The following is a 23,391-nucleotide window of genomic DNA, read 5'->3' as shown; positions in this document are numbered from 1 at the left end:
AATCGTTTGCTGATATTAAAGCTGCGTGGTCTTATCCAGCAGGTAATAATCAAGTATCGTCATGGCAGCCATCGCTTCCACGATAGGCACGGCACGCGGCAGTACACAGGCATCATGACGTCCGCGGGCTTTCAGCGTCGTGTCCACACCGTCGATGTTGACCGTCTCCTGTTCCATTAATATAGTAGCAATCGGTTTGAAAACTACCCGGAAGTAAATATCCTGTCCGTTGCTCAGCCCGCCCTGGATACCACCGGAGTGGTTGGTATGCGTTTCGATTCGTCCGTTGTTGTTGAAGAAAACATCGTTCTGTTCCGAACCTTTCATCTTCAGTCCCTTGAATCCTTCGCCGTATTCGAATGCTTTGGCAGCGTTGATACTTAGCATGGCATTGCCCAGGGCAGCATGAAGTTTGCCGAAAACAGGTTGTCCCAGTCCGATGGGGCATCCTTTGATGACACAGGTCAGCGTGCCGCCGATGGTGTCGCCTTCCCCTTTCACCTTGTAGATAAGGTCTGCCATTTCCTTCGCCTTTTCCGGGTCCGGGCAACGTACGTCGTTGCTTTCTATCAGGTCAAGGTCATAATCGGAATAGCTGCCTTCCAGTTTGATAGCGCCTACCTGCGAGGTATAAGCGGTGATGCTGACTCCCAACTGGCGGAGTGCCAATTTGGCCAAAGCACCGGCTACAACGCGCGAAATTGTCTCGCGTGCCGAAGAACGTCCGCCACCGCGGTGGTCGCGGATTCCATACTTCACGGTGTAAGTATAGTCAGCGTGTGAAGGACGATATACATTTTTCAGATTGTTGTAGTCACTAGAGTGCTGATTCTCGTTCCATACGATAAAACCGATAGGGCATCCGGTGGATTTGCCTTCGAAAATACCGGAGAGAAACTCAACTTTATCAGCTTCTTTACGTGGTGTGGTAAGGATAGATTGTCCCGGACGGCGGCGATTCAGTTCTTGCTGTACAAATTCTTCGTCGATGGTGATTCCTGCAGGAAAACCGTCAATCACTCCCCCAACTCCTTTTCCATGAGACTCACCGAAACTTGTGAGCCGAAAGATATTGCCAAATGAATTAAACATAGTCGTGGCTTTTTTAAAATTACTGTATGCAAATATAACAAAGTTTTCGGTAAGATTGTTGTGAACTCAAAATATCTTCAAAAAAGGAAGCATATTGAACCTTTTTTCTTCAATTCGGTTTATAAATGACGATTTTATATAATAACTTAACTGAAGACGTATGAAAAAGAATCTATTGTATTTATTGGCATTTGTATGTTCCGTCACTCTCTTTTCTGCTTGTAGCAGCGATGACGACGACGATAGCAAGAACAACAACGGTAACGAACCCGGTGAGGAAGCGGTAATAACAGCTCCCGATGTAGTAGGGACTTACTGGGGAAACCTGAATATTTCCATGATAGCGGATGGTTCCGACCAAGAGACTGTCATTGCTGACGGACTGCCTAAGTTTATCACATTCTCGCAGGTCAGCGATACGGAAATAAAAATAGAACTGAAGGACTTTGAATTGTTCCTGAACGGGCAGATATTGAAATTCGGGGATATTGTGATAGATAAATGTACGGTGAAGAAGGAAGAAGGCGTCTCCGGTTTTACGGGACAACAAGACCTTACCTTCCAAGGAGATGCCGCTGCTCTGGGGACTTGCAACGCTACCGTAGCGGGAACGGTGGAAGATATGGATGCGAATATGACTATCAACGTGAAAGTGCCTGCATTGCAACAGACAGTGAAAGTTACTTTCCTGGGTGTGAAACAGGTGGAGAACCCTGATAAAAACTGATCTTGTAGAAATAAAAGCGGGGCTGCCTGAAGAAGAAATATCGTTCAGGCAGCCCCCCCTTTTTAATTTAAAACATATACATTTCCTTAGAATGCATATCCGAAACCAATATTCAAATAGATAGGATACATGGCGAAAGTAATCGTGTGAAAATCATCTTTGAAAATATTATTCAGTCCCCAAGTGAGGTCTGCATACACATTGAGATGCTTGAACGCTCTCCATCCGGCTCCTACCTGCAATCCCCACTGGAAATGTCGTAAGTCGTCGGAGAAATCATAAGTCGCAATCTTTCCGTCCGTAAATTCCACTTTAGGCCCGGTAGGGTCGTCCTCACGCAAATACCCTTCGTACACATGTCCCGAAAACTCTCTTGAAAGAATATAGGAGAAGTAAGGGCCTGCCTTTATATTCCATCGGTCAGTCAGTTTGTAAGTCGCCATTAAAGGAATAGTCAGCCCCGCGGTATGTACTTTGGTTTTCACTCCGCCCGTCCATACGCCGCTGATTCTTTCACCGCCTTGTCCGAGAATCTCCATATTGTAATTCTTTACGGTAGCTTCGGTCGTCATCGCTTTGTTTTCAAGACGCAACCCGACGATGATGCCCAGTTTGTTTTGAACAGCCACCCATTTGGTGACTTCGCCGCCGATAGTAATGGCAAGCGTCGGGTTATAACCGTCGATTGAACGGATTTCCACCGGCAAGGGAAGCGGTGCTGTGCCACCGATGCTGAATCCTGCTTTTATTTCATATTCCAGTCCGCGAAGGGCGGAACGGATAAGAGTTTCATTTCTGTCCACTTGTGAATACCCCGGCAAGGCTATTCCCATGCAAGCGAGAAAACTGAATATATAAGGATAAATTTTCATCTTTCTGTCTATTATAAAATTAATTTTTCCGGGTAATGGATTAATTCTCCGAGTGATAGATTAATTCGACTTCATCAATCAGTAAAGTACTTCCGATAGCTCCGTTGAAGTATGCCCCTTCCAGACTTGATGTAAATACGATGGCAACATTATATTTTCCATTCTTCAACTTTTCCTTATCAATGAACTTACCGGGCAGGGTAGTGAAGGGAAGTTTGAAATATGTCCATTCATCTGTCTCCTTAGCGTTGTCAATACGAGCTATTGAAACCAGATTCGGACTGGTGAACGCGTTGCTTCCGTCAAGTGTAGGGACAGATTCAGTCGTTTCGTACATAATGGCATATATATCGCATATGTCACGTTTTCCATCTACTTCCTTACCCCCTTCCGTGAATTTATCTCCCGCCTTGTATTTATAATACCCGGCCAGATAAGTCGGCACATACCGGAAAGGAAGTCCGAACTTCGTAGCTTGCAACGGATTGCTCATTGCATTGCCCACATCAAAAGAACCGATAAACAAATTCCCGGCAGCAATAGGCATACCCATCAAACTCCCAAAGAATCCCGTACTGCGTGTCACCAAAGAAAGGCATTTTCCTTCTTTACCTTCCGTCACCTGGAAAGTGGGGTAGTCATCAGCCGTCTTGGGTACTCCGGTCATGGCATAGCCGGCATTTCCGCTTGCCCATTCCATTACTACTTTATCACCCTCACGCTCCACGAAGATGTAATACTTCTTTCCGCCCAAAGTATCCTCGAATTGATAATTGGTGGCAAGCTCCGTATCAATGACGGACACCGTATATGTCTTTCTCCAAACGCCATCGGCGGCTGTGACGATATATTTCTGAGGAGAATTAAAATCATGTACCGTCCCGCTTTGCGGGCTGATTGTTGCCCCCTGTGTCAGGACAAATTCCGGCGCAAGTGCCGAAACATCCGTTCCCGGTCCGACAAAGAGAGTTACTGAATTATTGTTGATGATAGGACTAGTAGTCATTACCACATCAGGCAGTATGCAACTGAGAATATCTGCCTCTGCATTGGGAGCTTCGTCGCGAATACAAGAAGACGAAATAATAGCTAATAGCAAATAGAAAATCACGTGTTTTGCTTTCATTTTTCTTTATTCTTGCTGTTAAAGTTGGGTTATCACAAGAATTTATAACAAAATGCGATTTTATTTGTTCACTAAGTTGTGTAGGATAGAAAAGAATTTTCTATTTTTGTGGAAACATTCATAGAAACAAAACTTATTATGTTCATGACTGAGTCAGAAAGAAGGCAAATTATAGAGCTGGTTAAAAGAGAGGTGATTCCTGCCATTGGATGCACGGAGCCTATTGCAGTGGCACTTTGTGTTGCGAAAGCAGCCGAAACGCTGGGTGAGAAACCGGAGAAAATTGAAGTATTGTTAAGTGCCAATATACTCAAGAATGCTATGGGAGTAGGAATCCCCGGCACGGGTATGGTAGGGCTTCCGATAGCTGTTGCCTTGGGCGCGTTAATCGGTAAGTCTGATTATCAACTGGAAGTGTTGAGAGACTGTACGCCCGAAGCCGTAGCGCAAGGGGAACAGTTCATCGCGGAAAAGAGAATCTGCATCTCCCTGAAAGAGGATATCACCGAAAAGCTCTACATCGAAGTCATTTGCAAAGCCGCAGGCAAAACCGCAAAAACCATTATTGCCGGCGGACACACTACCTTTATATATATAGCCAAAGACGGGCAAGTATTGCTCGACAAGCAACATACAGCCAGTGAAGAGGAAGAAGGCGCTTCTCCCGAACTGAACCTGCGTAAAGTCTACGACTTCGCCCTGACCGCTCCACTGGATGAAATCCGTTTCATCCTCGACACCGCCCGCTTAAACAAAGCCGCCGCCGAACAAGCCTTCAAAGGTAACTACGGACATTGTTTGGGGAAAATGCTCCGTGGCACTTACGAACATAAAGTGATGGGCGATAGCGTATTTTGCCATATCCTCTCGTATACTTCAGCCGCCTGTGATGCCCGAATGGCAGGAGCCATGATTCCGGTCATGAGCAACTCCGGCAGTGGTAATCAGGGAATATCCGCTACACTTCCGGTAGTAGTCTTTGCCGAAGAAAACAACAAGAGCGAAGAAGAAATGATTCGTGCCCTGATGTTGAGCCATCTTACAGTTATCTATATCAAGCAAAGCTTGGGACGATTGTCCGCCCTGTGCGGTTGTGTGGTAGCCGCCACAGGTTCCAGTTGCGGAATCACCTGGTTGATGGGTGGCAACTATGACCAAGTTGCCTTTGCCGTTCAAAATATGATCGCCAATCTGACGGGAATGATTTGTGACGGTGCCAAGCCGAGTTGTGCCCTGAAGGTAACTACCGGAGTGTCAACAGCCGTCCTATCTGCCATGATGGCGATGGAAGACCGCTGCGTGACTTCCGTAGAAGGTATTATTGATGAAGACGTGGACCAAAGCATCCGTAACCTGACAAGAATCGGCTCACAAGCCATGAATGAGACGGATAAAATGGTGCTCGATATTATGACGCACAAAGGATGCTGAAACAAGAATAGTTGAATTAAGGAGCATCTGCATTAAAGAACAGTCAAGCTAAAAAATAACCAAATAAAAAATGGATAATGAAACCAAGAAGCTCATTATCCATTTTATTTTTATTGGCTACCGTTATCAACGACAGCCATATTTCTTAATTAATGGCAGTGCCCGCCTTCGCAACCGCAATCGTCGCCGCATTCACCGTCGCCACAACTGCCGCATCCGCAACCGCATCCACCTTCGCCACTCATCATTTTTACTAATTCTTGAATTTCTTCGTTAGTAGCAGGACGGCTTTCGATCACTTCGCCTTCAAAGATAAGGTCAGCGCCTGCCAACGGGTGGTTGAGGTCAACTACTACCACGTCCGGTTTGATTTCCACTACGCTTGCGTTCACGCGCTGGCCGTCACCGGTCATCAAAGGAACGATATTACCTTCTTTGATACGTTCGCTGTCGAACTTACCATCGATTTCGAAGATATTTTTCGGGAGGTCAATTACGTGTTGTTCGTCATATTGACCGTATGCTTTATCTGCTTCGATGGTAAACTCAAATTTATCACCTTTAGAAAGAGCGGTTATTTGATTTTCGAAATCCTCGAGTGTTGTTCCTAAACCTGAAATGAATTGAAAAGGGTGTTCAGCTTTTGCTTCCTCGAACAACTCTTTTTTACCATCTTCCATTGTATATAGTTTGTATGCAACGGTAATGTACTTGTTTTCTACTGTTTCCATCTGATATTTTATATTTCTAAATTAATAAATCCCGGGATACGGGTTGACAAAGATACGAATTATTTGCTTGTGCACGGACATAGGGAATGTAAATTTCAGATTATTAAGTGCTTTTGTTAGAAAGGTTCGGTGGGGACGATACTTGTATAATAGTTGTAAATTCAACCTTTAAGTGATAAAATAGAGAAATAATACCGCTGTTATCTTACAATTATTAGTTTTTATGTGATTTTTTTCTTCGATTTGTTTGGAGATAATAAAAAAGCCCTTACCTTTGCAACACGAAAATAAAGAAAAGAAGATATGAATATGTTACATACATCTCTAAACTTGGCAGTCCTGCATATTATTCGCGTCGTGGTGATTCCATCAAGAGCGTGAGGAAGGTTTTTGTGTTGTATGTGTTCGTACCATAAAAGATAAAATTTAGAGCCTTTCTCACTTGTGAGAGAGGCTCTTTAATTAAAAGACAGATTGAAATGAAAAAGCAATTACGCAGTTCGTTTAGTACACAAGGCCGTCGGATGGCGGGAGCCCGTGCATTGTGGGCAGCCAACGGCATGAAGAAAGAACAGATGGGCAAGCCCATTATCGCTATCGTCAATTCGTTCACGCAGTTTGTGCCGGGGCATGTACACCTACATGAAATCGGTCAACTGGTGAAGGCGGAGATTGAAAAGCTGGGATGCTTCGCTGCGGAATTCAACACCATAGCCATCGACGACGGTATAGCCATGGGACATGACGGAATGCTCTACTCGCTTCCATCCCGTGACATCATTGCCGACAGTGTAGAATACATGGTCAACGCACACAAGGCAGACGCGATGGTATGTATCAGCAACTGCGACAAAATCACTCCGGGAATGTTGATGGCATCCATGCGCCTGAATATCCCTACCGTATTTGTATCGGGCGGACCGATGGAAGCCGGAGAGTGGAACGGGCAGCACCTCGACCTGATTGACGCAATGATTAAGTCTGCCGACCAAAGCGTAAGCGACGAAGAAGTGGCCAATATCGAGCAGAACGCTTGTCCTACCTGCGGATGCTGCTCCGGCATGTTCACAGCCAACTCTATGAACTGCCTGAACGAAGCTATCGGACTGGCTCTTCCCGGAAACGGAACCATCGTAGCTACTCACGAAAATCGTACGCAACTCTTCAAGGACGCTGCCAAACTGATTGTCGGGAATGCCATGAAATATTACAACGAAGGAGACGAAAGCGTATTGCCGCGCAGCATCGCTACCCGCGCAGCTTTCTTGAACGCAATGACACTCGATATTGCAATGGGTGGTTCTACCAATACGGTTCTGCACTTGCTGGCCGTTGCCCACGAAGCGGAAGTAGACTTCAAGATGGACGACATCGATCTGCTTTCCCGCAAAGCTCCCTGTCTCTGCAAAGTTGCCCCGAATACACAGAAATATCATATCCAGGACGTAAACCGTGCCGGTGGCATCATCGCCATCATGGACGAACTGGCAAAAGCCGGACTGATAGACACTTCTGTTCGCCGTGTAGACGGAATGTCCCTGGCAGAAGCTATCAACGAATACTCAATCACCAGCCCGAATGTCAGCGAGAAAGCTATCAAGAAATATTCCAGTGCAGCCGCCAACCGTTTCAATCTCGTACTCGGTTCGCAAGGCATGTATTATAAAGAACTGGACAAAGACCGTGCCACCGGATGTATCCGTGATTTTGAACACGCATACAGCAAGGACGGCGGACTGGCCGTACTGAAAGGTAACATCGCCCAGGACGGTTGTGTAGTAAAAACGGCAGGTGTAGACGAAAGTATCTGGAAGTTTACCGGTCCTGCCAAAGTCTTTGATTCGCAAGAAGCAGCCTGCGAAGGCATCCTCGGAGGCCGAGTCGTCAGTGGCGACGTCGTCGTCATCACGCACGAAGGTCCGAAGGGTGGCCCCGGTATGCAGGAAATGCTTTATCCTACCTCTTATATTAAATCCCGTCATCTCGGAAAAGAATGTGCTTTGATTACCGACGGACGTTTCAGTGGTGGAACTTCCGGATTGAGTATAGGACATATTTCTCCCGAAGCGGCGGCAGGAGGCAATATCGGGAAAATTGTTGATGGAGATATTATCGAAATCGATATTCCGGCCCGGACGATTAACGTGCGACTAACGGATGAAGAACTGGCTGCCCGCCCGATGACACCCGTCACCCGTGACCGTTACGTGCCGAAGAGTCTGAAGGCATATGCCAGCATGGTAAGTTCCGCCGATAAGGGAGCAGTGAGAATAATCGATTGATACACATCCTTCAATACTAAAAAAGAATGAGTAAAGACTTAATAACAGGTGGAGAGGCGTTGATGCGTGCTCTGGAACATCAGGGAGTAAATACCATCTTCGGATACCCCGGCGGTTCTATCATGCCGGTATTCGATGCCTTATTCGACCATCAAGATACATTGAACCACATCTTGGTTCGCCATGAACAGGGAGCTGCCCATGCAGCACAAGGATATGCCCGCGTATCGGGTGAAGTCGGTGTTTGCCTGGTGACAAGCGGCCCCGGTGCTACAAACACGATTACCGGTATCGCCGATGCCATGATAGACAGTACGCCTATCGTTGTGATTGCCGGACAGGTAGGAACGGCTTTCCTCGGGACAGACGCTTTTCAGGAAGTTGATTTGGTGGGCATCACCCAGCCAATCGCCAAATGGAGTTATCAGATTCGTCGTGCCGAAGATGTGGCCTGGGCGGTAGCACGCGCTTTCTATATTGCTCGTAGCGGTCGTCCCGGCCCGGTAGTGCTGGACTTTGCCAAGAATGCTCAAGTCGAGAAAACGAAATATGAACCGACGAAAGTCGATTTCATACGCAGTTATGTTCCCGTACCCGATACGGACGCGGACTCTGTAAAGGCGGCTGCCGAACTGATTAACAATGCCGAACGTCCGCTTGTACTGGTAGGACAGGGCGTTGAGTTGGGGAATGCGCAAAGCGAACTGCGTGCCTTTATCGAAAAGGCGGATATGCCGGCCGGCTGTACATTGCTCGGACTTTCGGCCTTGCCGACGGAGCATCCGTTGAATAAGGGCATGTTGGGTATGCACGGCAACTTGGGCCCGAACATCAACACCAACAAATGCGATGTCCTGATTGCTGTCGGCATGCGTTTCGACGACCGTGTGACAGGCAACCTCGCCACTTACGCCAAGCAAGCGAAAGTAATCCACTTCGACATCGACCCTGCCGAAGTAAACAAGAATGTGAAAGTAGATATCGCCGTCCTGGGCGACTGCAAGCATACACTGGCATCTGTTACGGAACTTCTGAAAAAGAACACGCATACCGAATGGATAGACAGCTTCAAGGAATACGAAAAGGTAGAAGAAGAAAAAGTAATCCGCCCCGAACTTCATCCCGCTACGGACTCATTGAGTATGGGCGAAGTAGCACGTGCGGTAAGCGACGCTACCCGTCACGAAGCCGTTTTGGTGACGGACGTAGGACAGAATCAGATGATTTCCGCCCGCTACTTTAAATATTCAAAAGAACGCAGCATCATCACTTCCGGCGGACTCGGGACGATGGGCTTCGGACTTCCCGCCGCTATCGGCGCCACTTTCGGCGCGCCGGAACGTACCGTATGTGTATTCATGGGCGACGGCGGACTCCAAATGAACATACAGGAGCTGGGAACCATCATGGAACAGAAAGCTCCGGTGAAAATTATCTGCCTGAACAACAATTACCTCGGCAACGTGCGCCAATGGCAAGCCATGTTCTTCAACCGCCGCTATTCATTTACGCCGATGCTGAACCCGGACTACATGAAAATAGCTTCGGCCTACGACATCCCTTCCAAACGCGTCTTCACCCGTGAAGAACTGAAGGAAGCCATCAAGGAAATGCTCGCTACGGACGGCCCGTTCCTGCTCGAAGCCTGTGTGGTGGAAGAAGGTAATGTCCTGCCGATGACTCCTCCGGGTGGCTCAGTGAATCAAATGTTGTTGGAGTGCTAGGAGAAGTTGAGAGTTGAGAATGGAGAGTTGAGAGTTCACAATTTAAAATTAGAATTATGAGTGATAAGACATTATATACCATCATCGTTCATTCGGAGAATATCGCCGGATTGCTGAATCAGGTAACGGCTGTATTTACCCGCCGGCAGATTAATATCGAGAGCTTGAATGTATCCGCGTCTTCCATCAAAGGCGTACATAAATATACCATCACGGCTTGGACGGATAAAGATACGATAGAAAAGGTCGTGAAGCAGATTGAAAAGAAGATTGACGTCATTCAGGCGCACTACTTCACAGAAGATGAAATCTACTTCCATGAGATTGCATTATATAAGGTGTCCACTCCCGAATTTCAGGAGACACCGGAAGCATCCAAGGTGATACGCAGATACAATGCCCGTGTGGTAGAAGTGAATCCCGTATTCTCCATTGTCGAGAAGAACGGCATGAGTGAGGATATAACTTCGCTCTACGGTGAACTGAAGGCTTTGAATTGTGTTTTGCAATTTGTCCGTTCGGGACGTGTAGCCATTACTACCAGTTGTTTTGAACGGGTGAATGAGTTTCTCGACGGACGGGAAGCCGGCTATAACCAAAGTAAAAAAGAGCAAGAATAATGAGTGAATCAAGCAAGAATAATGAGTGAATCAAATAAAATAGGAACTTACAAGTTTGTGGCAGAACCCTTTCACGTGGACTTCAACGGACGTCTGACAATGGGAGTACTGGGCAACCATCTGCTGAATTGCGCAGGTTTCCATGCCAGTGACCGTGGTTTCGGCATCGCGACGCTGAACGAGGACAACTACACCTGGGTGCTTTCCCGACTGGCTGTCGAACTGGACGAAATGCCCTACCAATACGAGGACTTCTCGGTTCAGACATGGGTGGAAAATGTGTATCGCCTGTTTACTGACCGTAACTTTGCTGTTATCGACAAAGACGGCAAGAAGATAGGTTATGCCCGTTCGGTATGGGCCATGATTAACCTGAACACTCGCAAACCTGCCGACCTCCTGACGCTGCATGGCGGAAGCATCGTAGACTATGTATGCGATGAACCCTGCCCGATAGAAAAGCCCTCACGCATCAAGGTGACCAGCGACCAGCCATTGGCTACGCTGACGGCCAAGTATAGCGACATTGACATCAACGGTCATGTGAACAGCATCCGTTACATAGAACACATTCTTGATTTGTTCCCGATAGAGTTGTACAAGACCAAGCGTATCCGCCGTTTTGAAATGGCATACGTAGCCGAAAGTTATTTCGGAGACGAACTTTCGTTCTTCTGTGACGAAGTCAATGATAACGAATTCCATGTCGAAGTGAAGAAGAACGGCAGCGAAGTAGTCTGCCGCTCGAAGGTGGTATTTGAATAGCTTGAAGTAGTATTTGAATAACTCGGAAATAGTATTTGAATAATATAGAATATAAAATCAATTAATAACGGATGGCGTAAGCCATCAAAACTAAAAACAAAAAAGAAAATGGCACAGTTGAATTTTGGCGGAACTGTTGAGACAGTAGTAATCCGTGACGAATTTCCATTAGAAAAAGCTCGTGAAGTATTGAAAAATGAAACAATTGCAGTAATCGGTTATGGCGTACAGGGCCCGGGACAGGCACTGAACTTGCGTGATAACGGTTTCAATGTAATCGTTGGCCAGCGTGAAGGAAAAACATACGATAAGGCAGTAGCAGACGGATGGGTTCCGGGTGAAACGTTGTTCGGAATCGAAGAAGCTTGCGAGAAAGGTACTATCGTTATGTGCCTCTTGTCTGACGCGGCGGTAATGTCCGTATGGCCTACTATCAAGCCTTACCTGACTGCCGGAAAAGCTCTTTATTTCTCTCACGGTTTTGCTATCACATGGAACGACCGTACAGGCGTAGTTCCTCCTGCTGACATCGACGTTATCATGGTTGCTCCTAAAGGTTCGGGTACTTCATTGCGTACCATGTTCCTCGAAGGTCGTGGCTTGAACTCTTCTTACGCTATCTATCAGGATGCTACGGGCAAGGCTTACGAAAAAACAATCGCTTTGGGTATCGGTATCGGTTCAGGTTATCTGTTCGAAACCACTTTCCAGCGTGAAGCTACTTCCGACCTGACAGGTGAACGCGGTTCATTGATGGGTGCTATCCAAGGTCTGTTGCTCGCACAATACGAAGTGTTGCGTGAAAACGGCCACACTCCTTCCGAAGCATTCAACGAAACAGTAGAAGAACTGACTCAGTCACTGATGCCGTTGTTCGCAAAGAACGGTATGGACTGGATGTACGCAAACTGTTCTACTACTGCTCAACGTGGTGCTCTTGACTGGATGGGCCCCTTCCACGATGCTATCAAACCGGTAGTTGAAAAGTTGTATCACAGCGTTAAGACTGGTAACGAAGCACAGATTTCTATCGACAGCAACTCAAAAGTGGACTATCGTGAGAAACTGGAAGAAGAACTGAAAGCATTGCGCGAAAGCGAAATGTGGCAGACTGCTGTTACAGTACGCAAACTTCGTCCTGAAAACAATTAATCAGACTGAATTATACAAGTTTTATAGGAAGGGAGAGCTGAAAAGCTCTTCCTTTTCTTTTGTCTGCAAATTGGTTGGAAATCAGTTCCGTAAAACTGATGAATGTTTTTTGAAAAATATATTACTATTATGGACAAATAATGCAACTTTATGTTTATATTTGCAGCATCAAACTGAAGCAAATAATACCGTATGAGAAGTATTTGATGTATATTTAGATTTTTGACTGCATATTCGCAGGATTCTTTTTAACAGTGATTTCCCCTTTTAGTTTGATGCTTTTAAAAGAAATATCCGTAAGATGACGGATCGTTTCGATACAAATTCTGTCTTTAATTTGCTCCGGTGGTAAATTGAGGAAGTATAAAAGATAGTACTTAAAATAATAAATATTGTTTGTTTTGTTTGTGTTAAAAATGAAAGTCTGGTTTCGTGAGAAAGTAGGCTTTATAAAACAAAAAAGAGGATTAATGAGTTAATCCTCTTTTTTAATGAATAACATCAACCTTTTATAGAAAGGATGTTTTGTCAGCGTGGCCGCGTCTCCCAATATGACTAGTTTCATCCGTGCCCGGGTAATTGCTACGTTCATTCTTCGCAAATCATTCAGGAATCCTATTTGCCTGTCCTCATTGGCGCGGACAAGACTGATAAAGATTACATCCCGTTCCTGTCCCTGAAAGCCGTCTACCGTATTCACGGTGATGAGGCTGCGGAAAGGGCGGAGAAAGCTGCTCCCCTTGATTTCGCTTCTCAAATATTGTACCTGTGCTTTATATGGAGAAATCAGGCCGAAATCAATCCTTTCATCCAATATCCGGTCTTTGCCGATTCTGTTGATATATGCTTCCAGTTCTTGCAAAAGCAGATTTGCTTCCTGTTTGTTGATTCTCCCGAAACTCTCACCTACAAATTCTTCGCGGAAATCCATTTCCGAAGTGTCTATCCAGTTCATGGGCGTATCGAAATCGAGAATCCCCCGGTAACGTACTTCGGGGGCAGCTTCCAGTTCGCCGTGGTAGAACCAGTCCGAAGGAAACTGCATGATAGCTTCGTGCATCCGGTACTGTACTTTTAGCAACGAAACGGCAGATGGCTTTTGTTGGACTACTTTTTCCATCAACGTGTGGTCTAGTCCGCCACGGGCTGCCTCTATACATTTAATAGTAGGCGGAAGCTGACAATGGTCTCCGGCAAGAATAACCCGGTCGGCTTTGCGGATGGCAATCCAGCATGCCGCTTCGAGTGCCTGGGCGGCTTCGTCAATAAATAAGGTAGGAAACCGCCGTCCGTTGAGCAGGCGGTGATTACTGCTCACTAAAGTAGAGGCAATCACACGGGCACTGTCGAAAAGGTCGGCATTGATGAGTATCTCCAGTTCCGTGGCACGGTCGCGCAAGCGGCTCATGCGGCTGCGCATACCCTCCCGTTCGGCGTAACTTCCCCGGCGCATCCGGCCGTTCATTTCGCGGATAGACTTGCGGATGCCCCATAGCTCCGGATAGGCCGGATGACTCTCGAACCGCCGTTCGTAAGTGAAAGACAGCATCTTGTCATTTACCCGCGTAGGATTTCCGATACGCAGCACCGGCACGCCCCGGTCTACAAGCTTCTCGCAAATCCAGTCGACAGCCGTATTACTCTGCGCGCAGACCAGCACTTGCGGCTCGCGGTGCAACGTCTCGTAAATTGCTTCAACCAGTGTCGTCGTCTTTCCCGTTCCCGGCGGGCCGTGGACGATGGAGACATCGCGCGTGCAGAGCACTTTGTTGACAGCCGTCTCCTGCGTACTGTTCAGCCACGGAAAGCGTACCGGATACAACTCACGAAATCCCGGTTTCAGCGTTCCGAGCAGCGTGTCGCGCAGTTCTGCCAACCGGTTGCCTTTGGCGCGGACTACATCTTCCAGTGCTTCGAACATCGCCCGGTAAGACGTTTCGTCAAAATAAAGCTGCACGCCAAGCAGTATATTGGGAATTTGCAGTTCCATCAAAGCACCTGCTCCGGGCAACACGACCACCATCCGTTCCTCATCCGCATAACTGACGGTAGCAATGAAATTCATATACTTCATCTTCCCCTCGAGCGACTGATGGAAAAAGCAGACGGGACGTCCGAACTCGAAAGAGTGCTCTATCTCTTTATTTTCGGTACGTGTAATATCTATTACAAGCTGATTCAGCGAATTGTAGTAACTTCGGCCGAGAGAGACGGGATACCAGCAGAGACCGCGTTTCACTTTCCGGGCAACGCCCATCGTTTCGGTCTGCCGCTTGAATTCTTCTTTCTCGTATTCGTACTCCATCCGTAAGAGGAGTTGTTGTTGCTGAAGATCGGCTATCGGACTTTTCGAATTATTATTCATAATAGATGCAAAGGTAACAATTCTTCTCTCCGGGTGGAAAAAATATTTCATTTTGTTAAACATTACTCGAACGTCGTTCGTTATTTTTATAGATAGACTAAAAAAACTAAAAGCGATATGGTATACGATGTGACTATGTTAGAAGCCTTCTACACTGCTTATAAAGGAAAGGTAGAACACGTGCGGGCTGTATTGAAGCGTCCTTTGACGTTGGCCGAGAAAATTTTGTATGCTCATCTGTATGATGTAGCCGATGTAAAGGATTACAAACGAGGAGAGGACTATGTGAATTTCCGCCCCGACCGGGTGGCTATGCAGGACGCGACTGCCCAAATGGCGCTGCTCCAATTTATGAATGCAGGCAAAGACCGGGTAGCAGTGCCTTCGACGGTACATTGTGACCACTTGATACAAGCCTACAAAGGAGCGAAGGAAGACATCGCTACCGCAAGAATGACCAACGAAGAAGTTTATGATTTCCTTCGCGATGTATCTTCCCGCTACGGTATCGGCTTTTGGAAACCGGGCGCAGGCATCATCCACCAGGTAGTGCTTGAAAACTACGCATTCCCCGGCGGAATGATGGTGGGAACGGACTCGCATACTCCGAACGCAGGTGGGCTTGGCATGGTGGCTATCGGTGTCGGTGGCGCGGATGCCGTGGACGTGATGACCGGCATGGAGTGGGAATTGAAGATGCCGAAGATTATCGGTGTCCGCCTGACCGGAAAACTGAACGGATGGGCCTCTCCGAAAGACGTGATTCTGAAACTGGCGGGCATCCTCACCGTAAAAGGCGGAACGAACGCCATCATTGAATATTTCGGTCCCGGCACCGAATCTCTTTCCGCCACCGGAAAAGCGACCATCTGCAATATGGGGGCCGAAGTAGGGGCTACCACCTCACTTTTCCCGTTTGACGGGCGCATGGCTACTTACCTGAGAGCCACAGGAAGAGACTGTGTTGTCGACTGGGCGGAATCTGTCGGCGCCGACCTTCGGGCGGACGAAGTGGTGACGGATGAACCTGCGAAATATTACGACCGCGTCATTGATATTGACTTGTCGGAACTCGAACCTTACATAAACGGCCCTTTCACGCCGGACGTTGCTACGCCTATCTCCGAATTTGCGGAGAAAGTATTATTGAACGGCTATCCTCGTAAAATGGAAGTCGGACTCATCGGTTCGTGCACCAACTCTTCTTACCAGGACTTGAGCCGTGCCGCTTCTTTGGCGAAGCAGGTAGCCGAAAAGAATTTGAGCGTAGCCGCTCCGCTGATTGTGAATCCGGGTTCGGAACAGATTCGCGCCACTGCCGAGAGAGACGGAATGATCGGTGCTTTCGAGCAAATCGGAGCTACCATTATGGCAAACGCCTGCGGCCCTTGTATCGGCCAGTGGAAACGTGAGACGGACGACCCGACACGGAAGAACTCCATCGTCACCTCTTTCAACCGTAACTTTGCGAAACGTGCCGACGGCAATCCCAACACCTATGCTTTCGTCGCTTCTCCCGAACTGACTATGGCACTGACCATCGCGGGCGACCTCTGCTTCAACCCCTTGAAAGACAGATTAGTGAACCACGATGGCGAAAGAGTAAAATTGGCTGAACCTGTCGGTGACGAACTTCCTTTGAAGGGCTTTACACAGGGCAACGAAGGCTATATCGCCCCGCACGGGGCAAAAACGGAAATCAAAGTGAAACCGGATTCCCAACGCTTGCAACTGCTGACTCCTTTCCCTGCCTGGGACGGCCAGGACTTGCTGAATATGCCCCTGCTCATCAAGGCGCAAGGCAAATGTACCACCGACCATATCTCTATGGCAGGCCCGTGGCTTCGTTTCCGGGGACATTTGGAGAATATTTCCGACAACATGTTGATGGGAGCTGTCAATGCCTTCAACGGTGAAACGAACAGCGTTTGGAACCGTTCGACAAATACCTACGGTACAGTTTCCGGTACAGCGAAGTTGTATAAGACACAGGGGATTTCTTCTATTGTCGTTGCCGAAGAAAACTACGGTGAAGGCTCCAGTCGCGAGCACGCAGCTATGGAACCCCGTTTCCTGAATGTCCGTGTGATTCTCGCCAAGAGCTTCGCCCGTATCCATGAAACGAATCTGAAGAAACAAGGAATGCTTGCTCTGACATTTGTCGATAAAGCCGACTACGACAAGATTCGCGAACATGATGTTCTCTCCGTGCTTGGTTTGGTGCATTTCGCGCCGGGACGTAATCTCACCATCGTTCTCCACCACGAAGACGGAACGAAAGAGAGCTTTGAAGTACAGCACACATACAATGAACAGCAGATTGCCTGGTTTCGTGCCGGCTCTGCCTTAAATGCAAGATAACCATGAATAAAATAACCATGAAAGCAGATGGTACGCTGCTGGTGCCCGATGTGCCTACCGTACCTTATATTACCGGAGACGGAGTGGGAGCTGAAGTGACTCCTTCCATGCAGGCCGTAGTGAATGCGGCCGTTCGGAAAGCCTATGGCGGCAAGCGCCGCATCGAATGGAAAGAAGTGCTGGCAGGTGAACGTGCCTTCAATGAGACAGGTTCCTGGTTGCCAGACGAAACGATGAAGGCCTTTCAGGAATATCTGATAGGAATCAAAGGCCCGTTGACAACTCCCGTCGGTGGCGGCATCCGTTCGTTGAATGTAGCCCTGCGCCAAACGCTCGACTTATACGTTTGTCTCCGTCCCGTCCGTTGGTATCAGGGAGTGCAGTCGCCTGTGAAAGCGCCTGAGAAAGTGGATATGTGCGTATTCCGTGAAAATACGGAAGACATTTATGCCGGTATCGAGTGGGAAGCCGGTACTCCGGAAGCTGAAAAGTTCTATAAATTCCTCAAAGACGAGATGGGCGTGACGAAAGTCCGTTTCCCGGAAACATCTTCTTTCGGCGTGAAACCTGTCTCCCGTGAAGGTACGGAACGTCTTGTACGTGCAGCCTGCCAGTATGCGCTCGACCATCATCTGCCTTCCGTGACGTTGGTGCACAAAGGTAATATCATGAAATTCACCGAAGGTGGTTTCAAGAAGTGGGGCTACGAACTGGCGCAGCGTGAATTTGCCGATGCCCTGGCAGATGGCAGACTGGTGATAAAGGACTGCATCGCCGACGCTTTCCTGCAAAATACCTTACTGATTCCCGAAGAATATTCCGTAATAGCCACCTTGAACCTGAACGGGGACTACGTCTCCGACCAACTGGCAGCGATGGTAGGCGGCATCGGTATTGCTCCGGGAGCGAATATCAACTACAAGACAGGTCACGCCATCTTTGAAGCCACTCACGGAACTGCCCCGAACATTGCGGGAAAAGACGTAGTGAACCCTTGCTCCATTCTGCTTTCGGCAGTGATGATGCTCGAATATTTTGACTGGAAAGAAGCGGCGGCTCTTATAGAGAAAGCCTTGGAACAAAGTTTCCTTGAAGCTCGCGCTACACATGATCTAGCACGTTTTATGCCGAACGGAACCTCCCTCTCAACTTCCGCTTTCACACGCGAAATAGTGGAACGAATTGAAAAGTAAAAGCAACAAATAAAAACAAAGAAAAATGAAGAAAGAGTACTTGATTTACAAGCTTTCCGAAGATATGAAGGAAGCAACCCGGATTGATAATGAATTGTTCCCCAAGTTTGACGTGAAACGCGGACTGCGTAATGAAGACGGCACAGGTGTATTGGTAGGCCTTACTAAAATCGGTAATGTAGTTGGCTACGAACGTATTCCGGGTGGCGGACTGAAACCCATACCGGGCAAATTGTTCTATCGTGGCTATGACGTGGAAGATATTTCACACGCCATCATCAAGGAGAAACGCTTCGGCTTCGAAGAAGTGGCTTACCTGCTGCTCTCTGGCCGTCTGCCGGATAAGGAAGAACTGCTCTCTTTCCGTGAACTGATTAACGACAACATGCCGTTGGAACAGAAAACGAAAATGAATATTATCGAATTGGAAGGAAACAACATTATGAATATCCTTTCGCGCAGCGTACTCGAAATGTATCGTTTTGATGCCAACGCGGATGATACTTCCCGTGATAACCTGATGCGTCAGAGCATCGATCTTATCTCGAAGTTTCCGACCATCATCGCCTATGCTTACAATATGCTTCGCCACGCCACTTTCGGTCGTTCCCTGCATATCCGCCATCCGCAGGAAAAACTGTCTATCGCCGAAAACTTCCTGTATATGCTGAAAAAGGACTACACCGAACTGGATGCCCGCACCCTCGACCTGCTGTTGATTCTTCAGGCAGAACATGGTGGTGGTAACAACTCCACATTCACCGTCCGTGTCACTTCTTCTACCGGAACAGATACGTATTCGGCCATCGCCGCGGGTATCGGTTCGCTGAAAGGCCCGCTTCATGGTGGCGCGAATATCCAGGTTGCCGACATGTTCCAGCACTTGAAAGAAAATATCAAGGACTGGACTAGTGTAGACGAAATAGACACTTACTTCACCCGTATGCTCAACAAAGAAGTGTACAACAAAACGGGATTGATTTATGGTATCGGCCATGCTGTCTACACCATTTCCGACCCTCGTGCGCTCTTGCTGAAAGAACTTGCCCGCGACCTTGCCCGTGAGAAAGGCCGAGAAAGCGAATTTGCTTTCCTCGAACTGTTGGAAGAACGTGCCATCGCCACTTTCGGCCGTATCAAGAACAACGGAAAGACCGTTTCCAGTAACATCGACTTCTATTCGGGTTTCGTCTATGAAATGATTGGATTGCCGCAGGAAATTTTCACTCCTTTGTTTGCCATGGCACGTATCGTAGGTTGGTGTGCACACCGCAATGAGGAACTGACTTTCGAAGGCAAGCGTATCATCCGTCCTGCTTACAAGAATGTGCTCGAAGATTTGGCTTATGTACCTATCAAGAAGCGTTGACAAAGACAAATCCTTTTGTTGAATATATAAAAGTACTCCCCGAACGAAGATTGGATTTCAACTTTGTTCGGGGAGTTGTGATGAATAAGAAACAGTTCAAAACGGTACAGAAATGAACTAAACTTAGTTTTTCTAAAACTTTATTGGTAGTATACAATGATTTAATCCCCGTTATACATAACTTTATTCGTCTGACAATTGTTAAACTTTCGTCTGACAACTGTTATTCTTTCGTCTAACAACTGTCAGACGAAAAAGAAACAGTTGTCAGACGAATAAAGCCATGCATCATTAACCATAAATTCATTAAGCATTAAAAATAAATCTGCACAAGCTCGAAATTAGTTCATAACATAACCGTACGGATTTGATTCATAATCGTGCAGTTATGAATTAATTGGTATATATTTATTTTCTGCGTTCAACGAATTTTATACCTAGTATGTATAACTCATTCGTCTATCAACTGTTTCTTCTTGGAACTTGTAATGAAAAAATATTCGGCCCGTGGTGAGTTTTTTATTTAAAGGGATTTTTTTGTTGTTATTCCTTTCATTTTTGTTATTTTTGCGCATTACATAAAGACTTTTAATATGAGTTTGGCAGCCTTTAATCTGTTCCTGGGTGTGATGAGTTTGATTGCCCTGGTGGTTTTTATCGCACTCTATTTTGTGAAAGCCGGATACGGTATTTTTCGCACGGCGTCATGGGGAGTAGCTATATCCAATAAAATAGCTTGGGTACTGATGGAAGCTCCGGTCTTTTTGGTGATGTGTGGTATGTGGATGTATTCCGAACGTCGTTTTGAGCCGGTAATATTGACTTTCTTTTTGTTTTTTCAAATTCATTATTTCCAGCGTGCCTTCATTTTCCCGCTGTTATTGACCGGAAAAAGTAAAATGCCACTGGCAATTATGTCAATGGGGATTCTTTTTAATCTGCTGAATGGCTATATGCAAGGTGAATGGATATTTTACCTTGCTCCCGAAACGATGTACCAGCCCGACTGGTTTACGTCTCCGTGGTTTATAGCGGGTACTCTGCTGTTTTTTGTGGGTATGCTGGTCAACTGGCATTCGGATTATGTCATCCGCCACCTGCGCAAACCGGGAGACACACGCCATTATCTGCCGCAAAAGGGAATGTATCGCTATGTCACGTCCGCCAATTATTTCGGTGAAATAATTGAATGGGCAGGTTGGGCAATACTCACTTGTTCGCTTTCCGGACTTGTCTTTCTTTGGTGGACGATTGCCAATCTTGTTCCGCGTGCCCATGCGTTGTGGTGTCGCTACCGCGAAGAATTCGGTGACGCGGTAGGAGAGAAGAAACGGGTATTTCCTTTCCTTTATTAAAAATGATTGTTATCACAAATTAAATAAGACTTGAATAATTCTCACTACTATGAAATCTAAGCTTTTTACTCCGGTCACTTTCGGGCCTTTGACGTTGCGGAATCGGACGATTCGTTCGGCGGCTTTCGAGAGTATGTGTCCGGAGAATACTCCTTCACAAATGCTATTGGATTATCACCGCTCGGTAGCTGCGGGCGGGGTAGGCATGACGACGGTGGCCTACGCTGCTGTGACACAAAGCGGACTTTCTTTCGACCGCCAGTTGTGGCTGCGTCCATCCATCATTCCCCGTTTGCATGAATTGACCAAAGCTGTGCACGACGAAGGCGCTGCCGTAGGCATACAGATAGGACATTGCGGAAATATGTCCCACAAAAATATTTGCGGTGTCACCCCCGTGTCTGCTTCTTCGGGATTCAATCTCTATTCTCCCACGTTTGTCCGCGGACTGGAAAAAGAAGAGCTTCCGGAACTGGCACAAGCCTATGGAAACGCTGTCAATCTGGCAAGGGAAGCCGGATTTGATGCTGTGGAAGTCCATGCCGGACATGGTTATCTGATTAGCCAGTTCCTGTCTCCCTACACGAATCACCGGAAAGATGAATTTGGCGGTTCACTGGAAAACCGGATGCGTTTTATGGAGTTGGTGATGGAAGAAGTCATGAAAGCGGCAGGCAGTGACATGGCTGTTTTTGTGAAAATGAATATGCGTGACGGCTTCAAGGGCGGAATGGAAATAGACGAATCCATCCAGGTTGCCAAACGTTTGCTGGAACTTGGCGCTCATGGATTGGTGTTGAGCGGCGGTTTCGTAAGCAAAACGCCGATGTATGTGATGCGGGGTGCGATGCCCATCCGTTCGATGTCTTACTATATGAATTGCTGGTGGCTGAAGTATGGAGTGAGGATGTTTGGAAAATGGATGATTCCGTCAGTCCCTTTCAAAGAGGCTTATTTTCTCGAAGATGCGTTGAAGTTTCGGGAAGCTCTTCCGGGAGCTCCGTTGATTTATGTCGGTGGCCTTGTTGCCCGTCAGAAGATAGATGAAGTGCTGGATGCGGGTTTTGACGCTGTGCAGATGGCGCGCGCTTTGCTCAACGAACCGGGATTTGTCAACCGGATGGCACAGGAAGAGCAGGCTCGTTGTAACTGCGGACACAGTAATTACTGCATCGGACGTATGTACACCATAGAAATGGCTTGTCATCAACATTTAAAAGAACCAATCCCTTCTTGTTTGCAGAAGGAGATTGAAAAACTTGAAAAGCGATGAATGAAGTAAAATGGGCAATCATCACCGGTGCCGACGGAGGAATGGGACGGGAAATAACACGTTCTGTAGCCCAAGCCGGTTATCGGATAATAATGGCTTGTTATAATCCGTCAAAAGCAGAAATTGTCCGTCAGCGTTTAATCGAAGAAACCGGAAATCCGAACCTGGAAGTGATGGCTATTGATTTGTCTTCCATGCGCTCGGTAGCTTCTTTTGCCGGACAGATTCTGGAGCGTAATATTCCGGTTTCCCTGTTGATGAATAATGCAGGGACGATGGAAACAGGGTTTCATGTTACCGCCGACGGATTTGAACGGACGGTGAGTGTGAATTATGTAGGGCCTTATCTGCTTACGCGGAAATTGGTTCCCGCAATGGTGCGGGGCGCGCGTATTGTGAATATGGTTTCTTGTACTTACGCAATCGGGCATATCGACCTGCCTGACTTTTTCCATCGGGGAAAGGTGGGAAAGTTTTGGAGAATCCCTATCTACAGTAATACGAAACTGGCTTTATTATTGTTTACCCTCGAACTGGCTGAACAGCTCCGTGACAAGGGTATCACTGTCAATGCGGCTGACCCGGGGATTGTTTCTACAAATATTATTACTATGCATCAATGGTTTGACCCATTGACCGATATTTTTTTCCGTCCTTTTATCCGCAAACCGAAGAAAGGGGCTTCTACGGCCATCGGACTGCTGCTGGACGAAAAAGAGGCGGGAGTGACGGGACAGCTATATGCAAGCAATCGCCGGAAAAAACTGTCTGACAAGTATGCTCATCATGTGCAACAGGAGCGGCTTTGGGAAAGTACAGAGCGAACGGTAGCGCAATGGTTGGAATAAAAATAAGAAACGAAGGTGTATCCAAAGCCTTTATAAAAATAGAAAACACCCGCGCTACATCTATTTGCAACGCGGGTGATTTTGTTAAAAAGGGAGTTTTGATAT

The 23,391-nt window shown here is 47.1% G+C and carries 18 protein-coding genes; 13 read left to right on the top strand and 5 right to left on the bottom strand.

What is annotated here, in order from left to right; translation table 11 throughout:
- Positions 1 to 15: 15 nt before the first annotated feature.
- Positions 16 to 1,092, bottom strand: coding sequence for a chorismate synthase (aroC, locus tag AB5443_RS04840; protein ID WP_195407646.1), 1,077 nt, complete (start codon positions 1,090 to 1,092; stop codon positions 16 to 18).
- A 160-nt stretch (positions 1,093 to 1,252) separates the two neighbouring features.
- On the opposite strand from aroC, the gene AB5443_RS04835 reads away from it, so the two are divergent.
- Positions 1,253 to 1,819: a calycin-like domain-containing protein gene (locus AB5443_RS04835; protein WP_022138566.1), complete on the top strand. Its 567-nt coding sequence runs from the start codon at positions 1,253 to 1,255 to the stop codon at positions 1,817 to 1,819.
- Positions 1,820 to 1,905: 86 nt separating this feature from the next.
- Here AB5443_RS04835 and AB5443_RS04830 read toward each other — a convergent pair whose 3' ends face one another.
- Positions 1,906 to 2,691 (bottom strand): porin family protein, encoded by a 786-nt coding sequence (locus AB5443_RS04830; protein ID WP_022138567.1) that lies wholly within the window; start codon positions 2,689 to 2,691, stop codon positions 1,906 to 1,908.
- Positions 2,692 to 2,731: 40 nt separating this feature from the next.
- Positions 2,732 to 3,817 (bottom strand): PCMD domain-containing protein, encoded by a 1,086-nt coding sequence (locus AB5443_RS04825; RefSeq protein WP_195407647.1) that lies wholly within the window; start codon positions 3,815 to 3,817, stop codon positions 2,732 to 2,734.
- A 144-nt stretch (positions 3,818 to 3,961) separates the two neighbouring features.
- Here AB5443_RS04825 and AB5443_RS04820 point away from each other — a divergent pair, with 144 nt between their 5' ends.
- Entirely contained in the window at positions 3,962 to 5,248 is a 1,287-nt protein-coding gene (locus AB5443_RS04820) for a serine dehydratase subunit alpha family protein (protein WP_303003620.1), read from the top strand.
- A 149-nt stretch (positions 5,249 to 5,397) separates the two neighbouring features.
- Here AB5443_RS04820 and AB5443_RS04815 read toward each other — a convergent pair whose 3' ends face one another.
- Positions 5,398 to 5,979 (bottom strand): peptidylprolyl isomerase, encoded by a 582-nt coding sequence (locus AB5443_RS04815; RefSeq protein WP_022138570.1) that lies wholly within the window; start codon positions 5,977 to 5,979, stop codon positions 5,398 to 5,400.
- Positions 5,980 to 6,458: 479 nt separating this feature from the next.
- On the opposite strand from AB5443_RS04815, the gene ilvD reads away from it, so the two are divergent.
- From ilvD to ilvC, 5 genes are all read left to right on the top strand, one after another.
- The gene (ilvD, locus tag AB5443_RS04810; protein WP_073344395.1) at positions 6,459 to 8,261 is read left to right on the top strand and encodes a dihydroxy-acid dehydratase; all 1,803 of its coding nucleotides are present in this window, start codon (positions 6,459 to 6,461) and stop codon (positions 8,259 to 8,261) included.
- Between the two features lie 26 nt (positions 8,262 to 8,287).
- Complete coding sequence (gene ilvB, locus AB5443_RS04805) at positions 8,288 to 9,985, top strand: biosynthetic-type acetolactate synthase large subunit (protein ID WP_195663648.1); 1,698 nt, start codon at positions 8,288 to 8,290, stop codon at positions 9,983 to 9,985.
- Positions 9,986 to 10,041: 56 nt separating this feature from the next.
- Positions 10,042 to 10,605 carry an acetolactate synthase small subunit gene (ilvN, locus tag AB5443_RS04800; protein WP_022138573.1) on the top strand — a complete coding sequence of 188 codons (564 nt, stop codon included), beginning with the start codon at positions 10,042 to 10,044 and terminating at the stop codon, positions 10,603 to 10,605.
- Positions 10,606 to 10,626: 21 nt separating this feature from the next.
- Positions 10,627 to 11,370 carry an acyl-[acyl-carrier-protein] thioesterase gene (locus AB5443_RS04795; protein ID WP_022138574.1) on the top strand — a complete coding sequence of 248 codons (744 nt, stop codon included), beginning with the start codon at positions 10,627 to 10,629 and terminating at the stop codon, positions 11,368 to 11,370.
- A gap of 108 nt (positions 11,371 to 11,478) precedes the next feature.
- Complete coding sequence (gene ilvC, locus AB5443_RS04790; RefSeq protein WP_022138575.1) at positions 11,479 to 12,522, top strand: ketol-acid reductoisomerase; 1,044 nt, start codon at positions 11,479 to 11,481, stop codon at positions 12,520 to 12,522.
- Between the two features lie 475 nt (positions 12,523 to 12,997).
- Here ilvC and AB5443_RS04785 read toward each other — a convergent pair whose 3' ends face one another.
- Positions 12,998 to 14,938 carry an AAA domain-containing protein gene (locus AB5443_RS04785; RefSeq protein WP_368113279.1) on the bottom strand — a complete coding sequence of 647 codons (1,941 nt, stop codon included), beginning with the start codon at positions 14,936 to 14,938 and terminating at the stop codon, positions 12,998 to 13,000.
- A 66-nt stretch (positions 14,939 to 15,004) separates the two neighbouring features.
- On the opposite strand from AB5443_RS04785, the gene AB5443_RS04780 reads away from it, so the two are divergent.
- The 6 genes from AB5443_RS04780 (at position 15,005) to AB5443_RS04755 (ending at position 23,286) form a co-directional block, all read left to right on the top strand.
- The gene (locus AB5443_RS04780; protein ID WP_368113278.1) at positions 15,005 to 17,248 is read left to right on the top strand and encodes an aconitate hydratase; all 2,244 of its coding nucleotides are present in this window, start codon (positions 15,005 to 15,007) and stop codon (positions 17,246 to 17,248) included.
- Between the two features lie 2 nt (positions 17,249 to 17,250).
- Complete coding sequence (gene icd / locus AB5443_RS04775) at positions 17,251 to 18,441, top strand: NADP-dependent isocitrate dehydrogenase (RefSeq protein ID WP_307996818.1); 1,191 nt, start codon at positions 17,251 to 17,253, stop codon at positions 18,439 to 18,441.
- A 25-nt stretch (positions 18,442 to 18,466) separates the two neighbouring features.
- Positions 18,467 to 19,810 (top strand): citrate/2-methylcitrate synthase, encoded by a 1,344-nt coding sequence (locus AB5443_RS04770; protein WP_044655774.1) that lies wholly within the window; start codon positions 18,467 to 18,469, stop codon positions 19,808 to 19,810.
- 593 nt (positions 19,811 to 20,403) lie between these two features.
- The gene (locus AB5443_RS04765) at positions 20,404 to 21,165 is read left to right on the top strand and encodes a DUF1295 domain-containing protein (protein ID WP_022136562.1); all 762 of its coding nucleotides are present in this window, start codon (positions 20,404 to 20,406) and stop codon (positions 21,163 to 21,165) included.
- Between the two features lie 49 nt (positions 21,166 to 21,214).
- Complete coding sequence (locus AB5443_RS04760; RefSeq protein WP_368114117.1) at positions 21,215 to 22,438, top strand: NADH:flavin oxidoreductase; 1,224 nt, start codon at positions 21,215 to 21,217, stop codon at positions 22,436 to 22,438.
- Positions 22,435 to 23,286 (top strand): SDR family oxidoreductase, encoded by an 852-nt coding sequence (locus AB5443_RS04755; RefSeq protein WP_368114116.1) that lies wholly within the window; start codon positions 22,435 to 22,437, stop codon positions 23,284 to 23,286. The genes AB5443_RS04760 and AB5443_RS04755 overlap by 4 nt, the downstream gene beginning before the upstream one ends.
- Positions 23,287 to 23,391 lie beyond the last annotated feature (105 nt).

Origin of the sequence: Bacteroides sp. RTP21281st1_H5_RTP21281_210402 (assembly GCF_040918965.1) — a bacterium.
GTDB classification, from domain to species: Bacteria; Bacteroidota; Bacteroidia; order Bacteroidales; family Bacteroidaceae; genus Bacteroides; species Bacteroides congonensis.
The sequence above is the reverse complement of the archived record's forward strand: the minus strand, read 5'-3'. Positions and strand labels throughout refer to the sequence as shown.